This is a genomic window from Micromonospora sp. NPDC005163 (assembly GCF_053599835.1).
The window spans coordinates 127,684-142,199 of sequence record NZ_JBSFYP010000009.1 but is presented as its reverse complement, the minus strand read 5'-3'; the positions used below and the strand labels follow the sequence as shown (position 1 = coordinate 142,199).

The following is a 14,516-nucleotide window of genomic DNA, read 5'->3' as shown; positions in this document are numbered from 1 at the left end:
GCCGGACGCCGCCCGGTTGGCGGCCCGCGCGCCGCGTTCGCCGGCGGTCGAACGCCTGGCCGAGGCCACCGGCCGGGCGGCCGACCTGCCCCGGGCCATTCGAGCCTGGGAGTACGGCGGCACGGCCGGCGTCAACGTCCTGGACGCGGTGTTCACCCCGCCACCCGAGGTCACCGCCCGGGTCACCGAGACGCTGCGTGCGACGGGCAACGACGAGGTGAAGACCTGGCGCAACCGGTGGACCGTCGGCCGGGACGTCCAGGTGCGCTACGGCCGGGACGGGCACTGGTATCCGTTCCGGCGCCACGGCGGTGCCTGGTGGCCGGCGGGTCCGCCCCGCACCGACCCGGCTGACGCCCTGCTCGACCTGCCACCGGACCGGCCCAGCGGCCTCCGGTGACCGGCTCAGTGTTCGTGCCGGCACCCGATCGGGCGGGGGATGCCCGCCCGATCGGGACGCCAGCGGTCAGCCCGCGGGGCGCAGCACCCGGCCGGGCCCGGCGGCGTTGTCGGCCGCGGCCTGGCTGCGCTGGGTGCCGGTGACGCAGATGTCGTCGCCGAGGAACGCCTCGCGCCACACGTAGCCGGCGACGCAGGTGTGCGGACCGTACGGGCCGCTGACCCAGCGGCTCGCGGCGACCGCGTTGTCCGCGAGCACCTGGGAACGGGTCGTGCCGGTCACGCAGACGTAGTCCGACTGGTCGGCGTCGCGCCAGACGTACCCGCTGACGCAGGTGTTCGGGCCGGACACCAACCGGGCGGGGTTGCGCCGGGACGCGGCGGCGGCGTTGTCCGCGGCGGCCTGGCTGCGCTGGGTGCCGGTGACGCAGACGTCGTCCCCGGCGTACGCCTCGCGCCACACGTAGCCGGCGACGCAGGTGTGCGGACCGTACGGGCCGTTCACCCAGCGGCTCGGCGCGGCGGCGTTGTCCGCCCACACCTGGCTGCGGGTTGCGCCGGTGACGCAGACCAGGTCACCGGGGCGGGCCTCCCGCCAGACGTACCCCTGCAGGCAGCGGTTGACCACGTCGGTGGTCACCGTCACCGACGCGTTGTTGCCGGACACCCAGTTCACGCCGATCTGCACGCCGTTGGCGTTGAGCGACTGGGCCGGTCCGCCGCCGGGCCCGGTGCGCAGCAGGGTGGGGGTGCCGTTGCGGACCTCGTGCAGCAGCACCGTGTCCCCCGGGATGCCGGCGCTCCAGCCGGTCTTCCGGCGGAACTCGACGGTGTAGTAGTGGAACGCATCGGCCGGGTCGAACGGGATCCGGACCAGCTGCGGGCCGCTCGCCGCGGGCACCTCCAGCGGCGCCAGGGTGAGGGTGCGCGAGCCCACCCCGTCGGCGGCCATGGTGAACACCCGGTTCTTCGGCAGCCAGCCCAGCTCGTCACGGTGCGGCCCGTTGAGCCCGACCGCGCTGGTGCCGTAGTTCGCGGTGCCGAAGGCGTAGATGTGCATCGCGCTCATCTCGTCCCACGGGTCGTCGTACTCGCCGGGCTGGGACCACGGCGCGTTCTGGTACGTGGTGTCGTTGGAGAACGAGTGGCCCAGGTTGTAGCCGTGCAGCATCTCGTGCGCGGCGAAGCCGACGTTCCAGGCGCCCGGGTCGAGCAGCACCCGGCCGCCGGCCGCCCCGGAGTCCACCCAATCGTTGAGCATGACCGCGATCCGGTTGCCGGCGGGCACCCCGTAGCCGGCGGCCGCGGCGGTGTCCACGCAGCGTTGGATCCGGGTCCACCGGTCGATCGACTGGAACTGCGCGAGGGTGTACGGCATCGTGTACCAGCCCCGGACCACTGAGCCGACCAGCGAGACGCGCCCACCGGACTGGTCGGCCAGGTAGTCCGCCACCCCGCCGGTGCCAATCCCGGCGGCGGTGAGGAAGTTGGCGAAGTGCGCCGGCGTCTTCGGCTCGGCCGGCTTGTCGCTGAACTTGCACAGCAGCACCGACCAGGCGGTCGCGTTGCGGATCGGGCTGGCGGCCGCCGGGGCGGCCGGCAGTGCCACCGCGCCCAGCGCGGCGCAGGCGAGCGCCACGGCCGACGCGGCGACCCGACGGAGGATTCTGGACTTCACGCGTACGCTCCCATCCCTGCGGCCCGCGGGACGCGGGCCCTGCGGTCCACATCGGAGCACTGATCGTGATCGGACCGGCACGTTCAGTCGCGTTGGCGACGGGCCGGAATCCGACTTCGTCGGAGGGCGCCGCTAGGCTCGGCGGCGTGGTGGTACACCAACTCGACCGGGCGCAGGCGCGACGGATCGCCGTCCGGGCCCAGCTGCTCGCCGCGCCGCGGCCGACCGACCTGCTGGCCGTGGTGCGTCAGCTGACGCTGTTGCAGATCGACCCGACGGCTGCCGTGGCGCCGAACGCGGACCTGGTCGCCTGGAGCCGGCTCGGCTCGTCCTACCAGCCGGCCGAGTTGCCGCGGGCGCTGGAGCGGGACCGGTCGCTCTTCGAGCATCACGCGATGGTGCGGCCGATGGACGATCTGGGGCTCTACCTCGCCGCCATGGCGGCTTCGCCGAGTCACGAGCGGCAGCGTGAGTGGCTGCGCGCCAACGACTCGTTCCGCCGCGACGTGCTCGATCTGCTCGGCCGGTCCGGGCCGCTGCTCTCCCGTGACATCCCGGACACGTGCGTGGCGCCGTGGCCGTCGTCGGGGTGGACCAACAACCGCAACGTCACCCAGATGCTGGAGTTCCTGGTCCTGCGCGGGGAGGTCGCGATCGCCGGCCGTCAGGGTCGGCAGCGACTCTGGGACGTGGCGGAGCGGGTCTACCCGCCCGACACCCCCGTCGTCCCGCTGGAACAGGCGCTGCGGCTCCGCAACGAGCGGCGGCTGCGGGCGTTGGGCATCGCCCGGGGGCGGGCGGTGGTCGTCCCCGGCGAGCCGGCGGATGTCGGCGCGGCCGGTGAACAGGCGGTTGTCGAGGGTGTTCCGGGGGTCTGGCGGGTGGACCCGGCCGCGCTCGGGCAGCCCTTCACCGGGCGTACCGCGGTGCTGTCGCCCTTCGACCGGCTGGTGCACGACCGGGTCCGCCTCGCGGAGCTGTTCGAGTACGAGTACGTGCTGGAGATGTACAAGCCGAAGGCCAGCCGACGGTGGGGCTACTTCGCGTTGCCGATCCTGCACGGCGACCGGCTGGTCGGAAAGGTCGACGCCACGGCGGACCGCCGGCGCGGCGCCCTCACGGTGCACGCCATCCACGAGGACCTGCCGTTCAGCCGGGACGTGACCCGGGCCGTGCACGACGAGCTGCACGACCTCGCGGGCTGGCTCGAGCTGACCGCCGAGGGCCTGCGCTGACGGGTGGTCGCCGGCCCCGTGGCCCGGCGACCACCCGACCCGAGCTACGCGATGCGGCGCACCCGGCGGACGGCGAGGTAGAGCAGGAGCAGGGCCAGCGCCACGAAGATGCCGGTCTCGATGCCCTGGAACAGCCAGAACCGGTCCGCCGGCTGGTAGAGCTGCCAGTTGTACGCGCCCGGCTCGATGCCCAGCTCGGAGCCGCAGGCCCGCCCGTCCGGTCCCTTGCCACCCGGCGGGCACTGGATCCGGGTGTCCGGTGCCACCATCGTCCCGTCGGCGTTGCGGACGCCCTGGGCGAGGATCCAACCGCCGCGCTCGGTCTGCGGCTCGGTGACCCCTTCGATCGGGAAGGTGAGGGTCTTGGCGGGTTGGTAGTGCGGTCGTGCCAGGACCGCCACGGCTGCCCGTACGCCAATGAACCCGGCCAGGGTGATGCCCATGGCGGGCAGCATCCGCTTCCACACCGTGCCCGCGAAAATGCCGAGCGCCACGGCGAAGAGGGTGTACCCGATCGGGGCGACGCCCTGCAGGTCGAAGACGATCACGCCCAGCCGACCCTCGTGGGCGGTCTGGGTCAGCGGGTCGACCCACCACGACATGCCCAGGCCGTAGCAGACCGCCGCGAGCAACGTCGCCCCGCCGACCAGCCCGAACTTCACCAGCGCCCAGCGGATCCGGCCGACGCCCTGGGTCCAGACGAAGCGGTGGGTGCCGTGTTCCACCTCGCGTGCGACCAGCGGGGCGCCCCAGAACAGGCCGACCAGCACCGGCAGGGTGAGCAGCAGCACGGCCACCAGGTTCAGGCTGCCGTAGCGGTTGCTGAAGCGGTGGAAGCCCGCGTCGCAGCCGTCCCGGGTGGCCGCGGCCACGTTCGGGTCAGCCAGCTGGCGCGCGCAGTCGGCCAAGCCGAGGTCGGCGTATGTGTGCCGCATCGACAGGCCGATGGGCACCATCAGGGCGGCGAGCGCCGCGAAGCCCAGCAGGGTGAAGAACGCCTGCTTGCGGTGTTGCCGCCAGGTCAGCCAGATCATGCCGGCACCCCCCACTCGCTGTGACTGGTCTGCGTGTTGCCGTCGGCCAGGTAGGCCAGGACGACGTCCTCCAGGCCGACCTCGCGGACCGTCCAGGCCGGATCGGTGACCGGGCCGTCGGTGCGCACGAGCAGCGTGGACTGCCGGTCGGTGTGGCTGGCCCGGACGACGGCGGCGACGCCCCCGATCGGGCCGCCCTCGTGCCGGGGTCCGATCAGCTGCCGGTGGCCGGCCACCAGATCGTCGACCGTGTCGGCGAGCTGCACCTCGGCGGCGTTGAGCACGATCAGGTAGTCGCAGACGCGTTCCAGGTCGGCCAGCAGGTGTGAGGAGAGCAGGACGGTGGTGCCGGAGTCCGCGACGCTGCCCATCAGTGACTGGAGGAACTCCCGTCGGGCGAGGGGGTCGAGGCTGGCGACCGGCTCGTCGAGCAGCAGCAGCCGGGGCTGTTTGGCCAGCGCCAGGGCGAGCGCCACCTGGGCGCGTTGCCCGCCGGAGAGTTTCCCGACCGGCCGGTCCGGCGGTATGCCGAGTTGCGCCAGCCGGGTACGGGCCAGCGGCGCGTCCCACCGGCGGTTCAGCTTGCCGCCGGCGGTGACCAGTTCGGCGGCGGTGAAGTCCCGGTACAGCGGGGTGTCCTGAGCGACGAACCCGATGTCCGCCAGGCCCTCCGTGTCTCCGTACGGCGATCTGCCGAACACCCGTACCGTGCCCGCGTCGGGCTTGAGCAGCCCGACGGCCAGGTGCAGCAGCGTGCTCTTGCCCGCCCCGTTCGGCCCGACCAGTGCGGCGATGCGGCCGGCCGGCAGGTGCAGCGAGCAGTCCCGCAGCGCCCAGGTGCTGCCGTACCGCTTGCCCAGCCGGTCGGCCTCCAAGACCATGTCCATCCTCTGTCCTCTCGTTCCTCTCACGCGGGCTCCTTCTGAGGGGCGTCGTCGGCGAGGGTGGCTCGCAGCGTGGTCTCCACCAGGGCGACGACGTCCTCGGCCGTGAGGCCGGCCGACTGCGCCCGGTGCAGCCACGCGACGAGGTCTTCGCGCAGCTCGGCCTGGTTGGGCAGGGACGCGCCGGCCAGGGTGCGCTGGACGAACGTGCCCACCCCGGGTCGGCCGCCGACCAGACCTTCGATCTCCAACTCCCGGTACGCCTTCAGCACCGTGTTCGGGTTGATCGCCAGCGACTGCGCGACGTCCCTGACCTTTGGCAACTGGTCGCCCGGCACCAGCAGGCCGACCCGCAGCGCCTGTTTCACCTGCTGCACGAGCTGCATGTAGGTGTTCACCTTCGACCGGCTGTCCAGCACAAACTCGATCACTCGAGACGATCCTCCCTGTTGTCCTACGACAGTAGGACTAATAGACAGCTTCACCGGGAGCCGGACCGCTGTCAAGAGAGGCCCGCGGAGTTGCCCCGAACGCGTGGGTCGCCGGGCTGGTCGGGGGGTGTTGGCACCGGAAGGCCAGCAGGTGGCACCGACGGGTCAACCGGCCGGGAAGGGAACGGGCACGTGATCCGTCTGGATGAGGAGGTGTTCGATGGTCACCAGCGAACTGACGACGTCGAGACCGACGCCGCTCCAGGTAGCCCGCGCTCGGGGCCGGCTACGCGGACGGCTCATCCTGCTCGGCCCGGCCTTCGTCGCCGCCGTCGCCTACGTCGACCCCGGCAACTTCGCCACCAACTCGGCCGCCGGCGCCCGCTACGGCTACCTGCTGGTCTGGGTCGTGGTGGTGGCCAACCTCATGGCGATGCTCGTGCAGACGCTCACCGCCAAGCTCGGCCTGGCCACCGGGCGCAGCCTGCCCGAGCTGTGCCGGGAACGCCTGCCGAAGCCGGTGAACCGGGTCATGTGGGTGCAGGCCGAGCTGGTTGCCATGGCCACCGACCTGGCCGAGGTGATCGGCGGCGCCGTCGCCCTGTACCTGCTCTTCGGCATCCCCCTGCTGCCCGGTGGGATCATCATCGGCACCGCCGCGTTCGCCGTGCTCGCCCTGCGCTCGCGTGGATTCCGCGCCTTCGAGATCGCCATCGCCGTGGGGCTCGGCGTCATCGTCCTGGCCTTCGCGGCGAACCTGCTCGCCGCCGGCTCCGACCCGGGCTCCGCCGTGGCCGGCCTGGTGCCCCGGCTCCAGGGCACCGACAGCGTGCTGCTGGCCGCCGGCATCCTCGGCGCCACCGTCATGCCGCACGTCATCTACGTGCACTCCGCGCTCACCCGTGACCGCATCCCGGCCACCGACGACACCGAGCGTCGTACGCTCTTCCGCGGTCAACGCGCCGACGTGCTGCTCGCGCTGACCGCCGCCGGCGCGGTCAACCTCGCCATGCTGCTGATCGCCGCGGCCAGCTTCCGCGGCGGCGGCCCGGTCGGCGCCGACAGCCTGGAGGGCGTGCACGCCGGCCTCGGCCAGACCATCGGCACCGCCGCGGCGTTCGGCTTCGCCATCGCCCTGCTGGTCTCCGGGCTCGCGTCCACCAGTGTCGGCACCTACGCGGGTGAGGTGATCATGCAGGGCTTCCTGCGCCGCCGGATCCCGCTGCTGCTGCGCCGGCTGGTCACCCTGCTGCCCGCGCTGGCCGTGCTCGCCATCGGCCTCGACCCGACCCAGGCCCTGGTGCTGTCCCAGGTCATCCTCAGCTTCGGCATCCCGTTCGCGCTGATCCCGGTGGTCGCCTTCACCCGCCGCCGGGACCTGATGGGCAACCTGGTCAACCATCCGCTCACCACCGCCGCCGCGTCCCTGGTGGCCGCCCTGGTCGTCGCACTCAACGCCTTCCTGCTCTGGCAGGTCGTCACCGGCTGAGCCGGTCGGGCGGGTGCCGACCGTGGCGTGTAGGCCGGGTCGGAGCGGGTACCGCGATCGGGCTGGTCCGGGGGAGTGACCGGTGACGAGCCGAGCCGCCGTACTGGGGAAGGGTCCTGCCGTGGGGTCGTACCGGATCGGGTGGACGGGCGGAGGCCGGGTACGACCGGATCGGGCGGCCCGGCGGCCGCTGACCAGGCTCGCCACGGCGGGGCTGGCGGCGCACGTCTTCTTCGAGTTGGGCTCCGGTGTCGGCATGCCGGCGGCCTCCGTCCTGGGCCCGGTGCCCGCCGCCGGGCTGTGGACCCTTGGCGCCGGGACGCTGTGGCGGGCGGCCGGTACCCGCCCGGCGTCCAGCGACCGGATCTTCGCCGTCGGCAACGGCGTCGGGCTGGCCGCGGTGATCGCCCACCTGCGCGGCTGGCCCGGCCGGCGGACCCGCCTCGGCGTGCCCTGGCTGCGCGAGTGCGAGGGGATGGGGCCGGAGCTGATGCGGTACTACAACCCGATCCTGTACGTGTCGGGCGCGGCCGCCCTGGGCGCGCTGCTGCGGGAGAACCGTTCGGCCCCGCGCTACCTGCCGCTGCTGGCGCTCGGCCTGGTGCCGCTGCTCATCGTCACGCAGCACGCCGAGCACTGGCGGCTGCGTGCGATCGCCGGCCAGCGGCCGGGCTGGTGGAACCGCAGGCTGCGGGCACTCGGCTGAGCCGCGACCGGGCGGGGCTCAACCGGCCACGGCCGGCCCGGTCACGTCCGCCGACCCTCGTCGCGGGTGGGGATCGCCTGACGCTGTTCGAGGGCGTCCGCCGCGTTGGCATCGGCCGGAAGCGACGTCGCCTCGTCGAGCGTGCCCGCCGGTAGCGCGCCCTGCTCGGCCAGGTCGGCCTCGGACGCCTCCGGGTCCACATCACCCGACATGCGGTCCGGTGGCCCCGTGTCGATCGCGTCCTGCCGTTGCTCGAGGGCGTCCGCCTCGGGCGGGGGAATTGGATCACTCTGCTCGTCCCGGTACGTGCTCATCGCGGTCTCCTACCCGGCGGGTGTCGACATGCCGCCGGGCCGCTGCCTACCCGTCACCGTCCGATTCACGCCACATCGCTGCGCGGTGGCCGACACCCGGCGTGGGCCGACACCCGGCGTGCGGAAAGTTGCGGACGGCAGTCAACCTGTGCCCCGGAGCCGTCGTCCTTGGTTGCGACGGAAGGAGAGCCCGTGCGGTGGAAGAAACGCTTCGAGGGGTTGGACACGCTCGTCGCCGATCGCGGCAGTGCCCTGCTCGCGACGGCGGTACTGCTGACCGGCAACCGAGCCGCCGGCGAGGACCTGGTGCAGGCGGCGCTGGAACGGCTGATGCGGCACTGGAGCCGGGTGCACGGTGACAAGGAGGGCTACCTGCGCCGGACGCTGTACCACCTCGCGGTGGACCAGTGGCGCAGCCGCCGACGCCGCCCGGAGGTGCTGGCCCAGGTGGAGCCGCCCGGCGAGCCGGACGGCACCGAGGCGCTGCACCTGCGCCAGGCGCTGATGCAGGCGCTGGCCACGCTGCCGCCCCGGCAGCGGGCGGTGCTGGTGCTGCGGTACTGGGAGCAGTGCAGCGAGGCGGAGGCCGCCGAGATCCTCGGTTGCTCGATCGGCACCGTCAAGTCCACCGCCTCCCGGGGGTTGTCCCGCCTCCGCGAGGTGACCGCCGCCTGGACGGTCGACGACGTCCCGGCCTCGAACGGAGCGAAATGATGACCAGCGACATCGAAGAGCAGTTGACCATCGGAATGCGCCAGGAGGTGGCGGGCCTCGCGCTCGACACGGACGTGCTGGGCGCGGCGACCCGGCGGCACGGGCGACGGGTCACCGTGCGGCGAGCCTCGTACGCCGCTGGCGTGATGGGCCTGGCCGGGGCGCTCGCCGCGGTGGTGGCGATCGGTGGGCCCGGCGCCTCGGCGCCGGGAGGCAACGCCCCGGGTGCCTCGGCGCCGGGTGGCAACCCGCCGCCGGTGGCCAGCGCCGACTCGCCACAGCTCCAGCTGGCCTCGGCGATCACCGCCAGCGAGGCCGTCAGCTACCGCCTGAAGATCACCGTCGGCAGCAGGGAGGACCCGGACGCCGGGGGGACCGCGGAGGCAGCCTGGGACCCGGACCGTTCCACCGGCTGGCTGACCTCCTCCATACCCGGTGGAGGGGCCTACTACCAGCGGATGATCAACGGGACGTTCTATGTCGGATCGAGTGGCTCGGCGACCTGGAAGCAGGAGCCGAACAACGGCTATCTGGAGTACGGCGACGTCCTCGGTGGCGCGGCCGGCGCGTCGGCCGATCCGAAGGAGTTGTTCGCGGCGCTACGGGAGGCGCACGCCAAGATCACCCGAACCGGCGACGGCCGGTACCACTTCGAGAGCACCCGCTCCTACGACGACGAGCACAGCGCCGGCACCCGAACGCTGGTCGGGGACGTGACCGTCGGCGCGGACGGCCGCGTCGCGACGGTGACCTACCTGTCGTCGAACAAGGCCCGGATCAAGGCTGGGGTGAAGAGCCCCAAGAGTGGGCTCACCATGGAATCGCATCAGCGGCTGACCCTGGAGCTGTCCGACTACGGCGTCCCGGTGCGGGTGCAGAAGCCGACGAACGTGATCGTCGCCCGCTGACCGAAAGGCCTTAGGTCACGGCCCCGCACTGCCCGCCGCACCGCGCGGCGGGCAGTGCGTCAGCCGGCATTGGCCGGTCGGGTCCTCAGTGGATGTCGCGGCGGATCAGTCGGTGAGCGTCACCGGGGACCGGTCGCGGCGGGATGCGGCGGCCAGCCCCAGCGCCAGCAGCGCGCACACCGCGCCGACCAGGAAGAGCAGCGAGGCCGCCAGTTGGCCCAGCCACTCCCACAGCGGGTGCCACGCCGGGTGCGGCTCGTCGAGGTGGTGCTTGAGCAGTTGGGGCGCGGCGAGGAGCACCGGCAGCCACCACAGCACCATGGTGACGCCGAACAGGAATTTCGCCGTGCCGCCGCCCAGGCGTTCCTCGGTGCGTCGGCTGGCCCAACCGAAGACCAGCCACCCGGCCAGCGCGCCCAGCAGCGCGCCGATCACCCCGGCGGGGACCACCGCCGGCGGCGGCGCGCGGTGCAGTTCGACCGACAGGTACGTGCCGTCACCGGTGGTCTGTGAGGGGATGGAGGCGTTCAGGATGGTGTCGCCGCGCCGAGCCAGCATGGTGGTCGTGGTGCTCACCATCGGGGTAGCGCACAGCTTGTCCGAGCAGATCGTGTCCTCGACCACCACGGGGTCGTACAGCCGTCAGCCGGTTTCGCGCAGGCGCTGCCGGGCCACCGTGACGATCTGCTCGGCCGGCACCGATGGTGCGCCGACGGAGGTGACGCCGGTGGCGCTCTCCTGGTACTCGCCGCCGTCGCCGAGCAGCACGGTTTTGAGGTTGCTCAGCCGCAGGGGGTGCCCGTACACGACGAAGAGCGCGGGTGGGGTGTCGATCTCGCCCAGGTCATGTCCGGGAAAGACCTCGGTCAGGATGGCGCCGGCCTCGGCGCGGTCGGGCTGCGGTCGGGAAGTCTCCCAGGCGACCCGGCTGGCCAGCGCGCCGGCGAAGAGGCCGCAGATGAGCGCGGCCAGCGTGGCCCAGGCGACGACGCTGTAACTGGCGGGGCGGCCGAGCCGGCGGCGCAGCAGCCGCCAGTACCGGCGGGCCAACAGGTCGGTCGTCGGCATGGCCATCCTTCGGGTCCGGCGTCAGGCGGGGCGGGAGGCGTAGGTGCCGCAGTCGCGCCTCGGCGGCGGTGGTGAGCCGGCGCAGCCGGTGCCGGCACTATAGATAGATCGTTTATGGATGGGCAAGGATGTGGGTGTCATCCCCGCGATAGCCACCACCGGTGGCCGGGATCGGCCAGGATGGGCGAGGCGGCCGGCCACGGCCGTGGCGAGGAGGGCGGGCGATGCGGGTGCGGGCGCGGGTGACCCGGGGGCGGCACGCCCGGGCGGGAACAGCGCTGGCCACCCTGCTCGTCTGGGCGGTGCCGCTGGCACTGGTGCTCGCGCCGGGCGCGGCGCTGGCCGGCGCGCCGGGCGCCGGAACGGCGGTCTGCCAGGTGCGCGACGATCGGCTCCGGGAGATGTCCGGGATGGTCGCCACGGACGACGGGTACGTGGTGGTCAACGACGGCGCCGACGACGAGGCCCGCCGCCGGATCTTCTTTCTCGACCGCCGTTGCGCGGTGGTGCGGACGGTCGCCTACCCGTCCCAACCACGCGACACGGAGGACCTGGCCGTCGGCCCGGATGGCACCATCTGGGTCGCCGACATCGGCGACAACGACCGCACGCGGGAGACGATCGCGCTGTGGCGGCTCGCGCCGGACGCGGACCAGCCGGTGCTGCACCGGATGACGTACCCGGACCGCCCGCACGACGCGGAGGCGTTGCTGCTCGACGCGGATGGCCGGCCGCTGATCGTGACCAAGGGGGGCAGCGGCACGGTCTTCCTGTACGCGCCGACCACCGCGCTGCGTCCCGCGGCGACGACGCCGCTGGCCTCGGTCGGTCAGGTGGCCCTGCCGGCCTCCACGACCAGCAACCCGTTCTCCTTTCTCGGCCGGGGTGTGGTCACCGGCGCGGCGAGCGCGCCGGACGGGCGTCGGGTGGTGCTGCGCAGCTACGCCGACGCCTTCGAGTACGACGTGCCCGACGGCGACCTGGTCGCCGCGCTGACCAAGGGCGTCCCGCGGGTCACCCCGCTGCCGGACGAGCCCCAGGGCGAGTCGATCACCTACAGCCGGGACGGCCGGTCGTTGCTCACCGTCTCCGAGTCCGCCGGCCAGCCGCAGGGCACCTACCCGGCGATCCTGCGGTATCCCGCCACGACGGGGACGGCCGCCACCCCAAGCCCGATGGAGTCCACCACCGCCGGCCCGCTGGCGCCCAGCGCGGTCCGCCCGGCGGCGGCGGACGTGGGCGGCGCGGGCGATCGGACCTGGCCGCTGGTGGCCGTCGCCGGGACGCTGCTGGCGCTGGTCGGGCTTGCCGGTGTGCTGTGGCGGCGACACACGGCCCGGCGGTGACGGGATGTCCGTGCTGTCCGCGTTGCGCCACCCGATCGTCGCCGCCCCGATGGCCGGCGGCCCGTCCACGCCGGCGCTCGTGTCGGCCGTCTCCTCCGCCGGCGGGTTGGGCTTCCTGGCCGCTGGGATGATCGACACCGGCCGGCTGGCCGCCGACATCGCGGAGGTCCGTGCCCACACCGACCGGCCGTTCGGTGTCAACGTCTTCCTGCCCGGCTCCGGCACCGTCGACGAGGCCGCCATCCGGGCGTACGCCGACCGGCTCGCCCCGCACGCCGGCCAGCGCGGGGTGGCCCTGGGCGAGCCGGTGGGCGGCGACGACGGATACCCGGACAAGCTGGCCATGCTGCTCGCCGACCCGGTCCCGGTGGTGTCCTTCGCCTTCGGGTTGCCCGACCGGGCCGCGGTGGCCGCCCTGCGGGAGCGGGGCACCGAGGTGTGGGCCACGATCACCCGGCCGGACGCCGCCACGGCTGCCGCCGAGATCGGCGTGGACGCCGTGGTGGTGCAGGGCACCGAGGCTGGTGGACATCGCGGTGGCCTGCCGGACGACGACGACTACGCGCTGCTGCCGCTGCTCCGGCTGGTCGCCGCCGGTGGTGACCGCCCGCTGGTGGCCGCCGGAGGCGTCGTCGACGGCCCCGGGGTGGCCGCGGTGCTGGCCGCCGGCGCCGCCGCCGCGCAGCTCGGCACGGCGTTCCTGCGCTGCCCGGAGGCGGGGAGTTCGCCGATGCACCGGTCGGCGGTGGCCAGCTCCGCGCCGACCGCTCTGACCCGGGCGTACACCGGCAAGCGGGCTCGCGGCGTGGTCAACGACTTCCTGCGCCGCCACGATGCCGCGGCGCCCGCCGGCTACCCGCAGGTGCTGCACCTGACCCGTCCGTTGCTGTCAGCCGCCCGGCGCGAGGGGGACGCGTCGGTGCCGAACCTGTGGGCTGGGCAGGCTCATCCCCTGGCCCGGGACCTGCCGGCCGCCGAGCTGGTTGGCGAGGTCAGCGCCGGGGCCCGGACCGCGTTGGCGGCGGCGGCGGAGCGGGCGACCCGCTGGGGTTGACCGGATCGCCGGCCGGCCCGGACGGGATGGCGGCGGAAGCCGTAGAGTCTCGCCGTGATCGAGATCGGCGCGCAGGTCGACCTGTCCCACCCGCCGGACCGGGTGTGGCTCGCATTGACGGACCGGGAGCTGCTCGGCCGGTGGTTCGCCGAGGCCGACGTGGCGGAAGTCCCGGACCGGCTGGTGCTGCACACGGCCGGGTTGCCCGGCTTCGACGCCAACGTCGAGGTCGAGGTGATCGAACGGCGTGTGCCCGAGCTGCTCACGATGCGCTGCGACGAGGCGGGCCGGCTCACCGAGGTGACCTGTGCCGTCACCGCCACGAAGCAGGGCTGCCGGCTGGCGGTCCGCGAGGTGACGACGCACGGCACCTGGTCCGCCGAGCAGCACGACCCACGCGAGCAGCAGCTCCGGCAGGCGCTGACCGTGCGCCTGCCGGCCATTCTCGACTGGCTCGCTTTCCAACAGGTCGACCTGCGGCGCGGTGAGGCCGGGATGACGGCCGAACTCCCGACGATCGGCGCGCTCCGGGAGGGCCCCGCCCGGGCCCGCCGCCGTCGCCGCACGGTGGTCGCGGTGCTGACCGGCGCCGTACTGGTCGCGGGGCTGGCGGCGTGGGTCGCGTTGCCGGGCGAGCCGGACACCGCTGCCGCCCCACCCCCGGCGACACCGTCACCGACGCAGGCGTCGGCGTCCGAGGCGGCCGTCGTGCCCACCGGCTCACCGAGGGCGACGCCCTCGGCGCGCCCCTCGCGGACCGCCGCGTCGGCGACCGCCCGCCCGAGCCGCACCCCGACGGTCAAGCCGTCGCCCACCCTCGCCTCGGTCCCGGCATCACCGCCGCTGACCGCCAGCTACCGCACCGACTCCAGCCGGCTGTTCGGCTACACGGGCGAGGTGGTGGTCGAGAACCCGGGCGGTGCACCGGTGGCGGACTGGGTCGTGGTGGTGACCCTCGCCGAGAGCAGCACCTTCGACGACGTCGACGGCGCCGACGTGAAGCGGGACGGGCGGACGCTCACCTTCAGCGGGCCGGCCGTGCCGGCCGGCGGGTCGAAGACGTTCCAGTTCGACGTCCGCGACAGTCGGCCGAAGGCCAGGGAGCCGGAGGGCTGCACGGTGGACGGCAATCGGTGCGCGGGCACGTGAACGCGGGCCGCGACGGGCGGCCCGAGCGCGGGGAGGGCCATCGTGCCGCGTCCACCGGTTCTCGCGGTCGTCCGGCAACGGCCCGACCCGGGAGCATGCGGGCGGGC

Annotated in this window: 15 protein-coding genes and 1 pseudogene; 9 read left to right on the top strand and 7 right to left on the bottom strand. The window is 73.7% G+C overall.

What is annotated here, in order from left to right:
* A pseudogene (locus tag ACWD6N_RS09820) lies at window positions 1–400 on the top strand (SWIM zinc finger family protein); the annotation flags it as partial.
* Window positions 401–466: 66 nt separating this feature from the next.
* Here the strand turns inward: ACWD6N_RS09820 and ACWD6N_RS09815 are convergent.
* Window positions 467–2,077, bottom strand: a complete 1,611-nt coding sequence (locus ACWD6N_RS09815) for a metallopeptidase domain-containing protein (RefSeq protein WP_387327107.1) — start codon at window positions 2,075–2,077, stop codon at window positions 467–469.
* Between the two features lie 146 nt (window positions 2,078–2,223).
* Between ACWD6N_RS09815 and ACWD6N_RS09810 the strand changes: the two genes are divergently transcribed.
* Window positions 2,224–3,312: a DNA glycosylase AlkZ-like family protein gene (locus tag ACWD6N_RS09810; RefSeq protein WP_354966032.1), complete on the top strand. Its 1,089-nt coding sequence runs from the start codon at window positions 2,224–2,226 to the stop codon at window positions 3,310–3,312.
* Window positions 3,313–3,356: 44 nt separating this feature from the next.
* On the opposite strand, the gene ACWD6N_RS09805 is transcribed toward ACWD6N_RS09810, so the two are convergent.
* From ACWD6N_RS09805 to ACWD6N_RS09795, 3 genes are read right to left on the bottom strand one after another with little or no spacing between them, the layout of a single operon-like run.
* Complete coding sequence (locus ACWD6N_RS09805; RefSeq protein WP_354966031.1) at window positions 3,357–4,346, bottom strand: transporter; 990 nt, start codon at window positions 4,344–4,346, stop codon at window positions 3,357–3,359.
* Window positions 4,343–5,233, bottom strand: a complete 891-nt coding sequence (locus ACWD6N_RS09800; protein ID WP_354966030.1) for an ABC transporter ATP-binding protein — start codon at window positions 5,231–5,233, stop codon at window positions 4,343–4,345. Before ACWD6N_RS09800 ends, ACWD6N_RS09805 begins: the two co-directional genes overlap by 4 nt.
* Window positions 5,234–5,253: 20 nt before the next feature.
* Entirely contained in the window at window positions 5,254–5,661 is a 408-nt protein-coding gene (locus tag ACWD6N_RS09795) for a GntR family transcriptional regulator (protein ID WP_354966029.1), read from the bottom strand.
* A 220-nt stretch (window positions 5,662–5,881) separates the two neighbouring features.
* Here ACWD6N_RS09795 and ACWD6N_RS09790 point away from each other — a divergent pair, with 220 nt between their 5' ends.
* Entirely contained in the window at window positions 5,882–7,150 is a 1,269-nt protein-coding gene (locus ACWD6N_RS09790) for an Nramp family divalent metal transporter (RefSeq protein ID WP_354966028.1), read from the top strand.
* A gap of 82 nt (window positions 7,151–7,232) precedes the next feature.
* A complete protein-coding gene (locus tag ACWD6N_RS09785) occupies window positions 7,233–7,856 on the top strand; it encodes a hypothetical protein (protein WP_354966027.1) in 624 nt (207 codons plus the stop codon).
* Window positions 7,857–7,897: 41 nt separating this feature from the next.
* Here the strand turns inward: ACWD6N_RS09785 and ACWD6N_RS09780 are convergent, their stop codons facing one another.
* Entirely contained in the window at window positions 7,898–8,170 is a 273-nt protein-coding gene (locus ACWD6N_RS09780) for a hypothetical protein (protein WP_354966026.1), read from the bottom strand.
* Window positions 8,171–8,362: 192 nt separating this feature from the next.
* On the opposite strand from ACWD6N_RS09780, the gene ACWD6N_RS09775 reads away from it, so the two are divergent.
* Together ACWD6N_RS09775 and ACWD6N_RS09770 are read left to right on the top strand one after the other, a co-directional pair.
* Window positions 8,363–8,884, top strand: a complete 522-nt coding sequence (locus tag ACWD6N_RS09775) for a SigE family RNA polymerase sigma factor (RefSeq protein WP_354966025.1) — start codon at window positions 8,363–8,365, stop codon at window positions 8,882–8,884.
* Window positions 8,884–9,792 carry a hypothetical protein gene (locus ACWD6N_RS09770; RefSeq protein WP_354966024.1) on the top strand — a complete coding sequence of 303 codons (909 nt, stop codon included), beginning with the start codon at window positions 8,884–8,886 and terminating at the stop codon, window positions 9,790–9,792. Before ACWD6N_RS09775 ends, ACWD6N_RS09770 begins: the two co-directional genes overlap by 1 nt.
* Window positions 9,793–9,897: 105 nt before the next feature.
* Here the strand turns inward: ACWD6N_RS09770 and ACWD6N_RS09765 are convergent, their stop codons facing one another.
* Window positions 9,898–10,416, bottom strand: a complete 519-nt coding sequence (locus tag ACWD6N_RS09765) for a hypothetical protein (protein WP_387327115.1) — start codon at window positions 10,414–10,416, stop codon at window positions 9,898–9,900.
* Window positions 10,417–10,434: 18 nt separating this feature from the next.
* On the bottom strand, window positions 10,435–10,860 hold the full coding sequence (locus tag ACWD6N_RS09760) for a hypothetical protein (RefSeq protein ID WP_387327117.1): 426 nt from the start codon (window positions 10,858–10,860) through the stop codon (window positions 10,435–10,437).
* 224 nt (window positions 10,861–11,084) lie between these two features.
* Here ACWD6N_RS09760 and ACWD6N_RS09755 point away from each other — a divergent pair, with 224 nt between their 5' ends.
* From ACWD6N_RS09755 to ACWD6N_RS09745, 3 genes are read left to right on the top strand one after another with little or no spacing between them, the layout of a single operon-like run.
* On the top strand, window positions 11,085–12,206 hold the full coding sequence (locus ACWD6N_RS09755) for an SMP-30/gluconolactonase/LRE family protein (RefSeq protein ID WP_354966022.1): 1,122 nt from the start codon (window positions 11,085–11,087) through the stop codon (window positions 12,204–12,206).
* 4 nt (window positions 12,207–12,210) lie between these two features.
* Window positions 12,211–13,260: an NAD(P)H-dependent flavin oxidoreductase gene (locus tag ACWD6N_RS09750; RefSeq protein WP_387327120.1), complete on the top strand. Its 1,050-nt coding sequence runs from the start codon at window positions 12,211–12,213 to the stop codon at window positions 13,258–13,260.
* A gap of 54 nt (window positions 13,261–13,314) precedes the next feature.
* Window positions 13,315–14,409, top strand: a complete 1,095-nt coding sequence (locus ACWD6N_RS09745) for an SRPBCC domain-containing protein (RefSeq protein ID WP_387327123.1) — start codon at window positions 13,315–13,317, stop codon at window positions 14,407–14,409.
* Window positions 14,410–14,516: the final 107 nt, after the last annotated feature.

What these genes read in the sequence shown, in the direction of transcription:
- ACWD6N_RS09805 (WP_354966031.1), bottom strand. Translation starts at nt 4,346, where the DNA reads ATGATCTGGCTGACCTGGCGGCAACACCGCAAGCAGGCGTTCTTCACC.
- ACWD6N_RS09800 (WP_354966030.1), bottom strand. Translation starts at nt 5,233, where the DNA reads ATGGACATGGTCTTGGAGGCCGACCGGCTGGGCAAGCGGTACGGCAGC.
- ACWD6N_RS09790 (WP_354966028.1), top strand. Translation starts at nt 5,882, where the DNA reads ATGGTCACCAGCGAACTGACGACGTCGAGACCGACGCCGCTCCAGGTA.
- ACWD6N_RS09780 (WP_354966026.1), bottom strand. Translation starts at nt 8,170, where the DNA reads ATGAGCACGTACCGGGACGAGCAGAGTGATCCAATTCCCCCGCCCGAG.
- ACWD6N_RS09770 (WP_354966024.1), top strand. Translation starts at nt 8,884, where the DNA reads ATGACCAGCGACATCGAAGAGCAGTTGACCATCGGAATGCGCCAGGAG.
- ACWD6N_RS09760 (WP_387327117.1), bottom strand. Translation starts at nt 10,860, where the DNA reads ATGCCGACGACCGACCTGTTGGCCCGCCGGTACTGGCGGCTGCTGCGC.
- ACWD6N_RS09755 (WP_354966022.1), top strand. Translation starts at nt 11,085, where the DNA reads ATGCGGGTGCGGGCGCGGGTGACCCGGGGGCGGCACGCCCGGGCGGGA.
- ACWD6N_RS09750 (WP_387327120.1), top strand. Translation starts at nt 12,211, where the DNA reads ATGTCCGTGCTGTCCGCGTTGCGCCACCCGATCGTCGCCGCCCCGATG.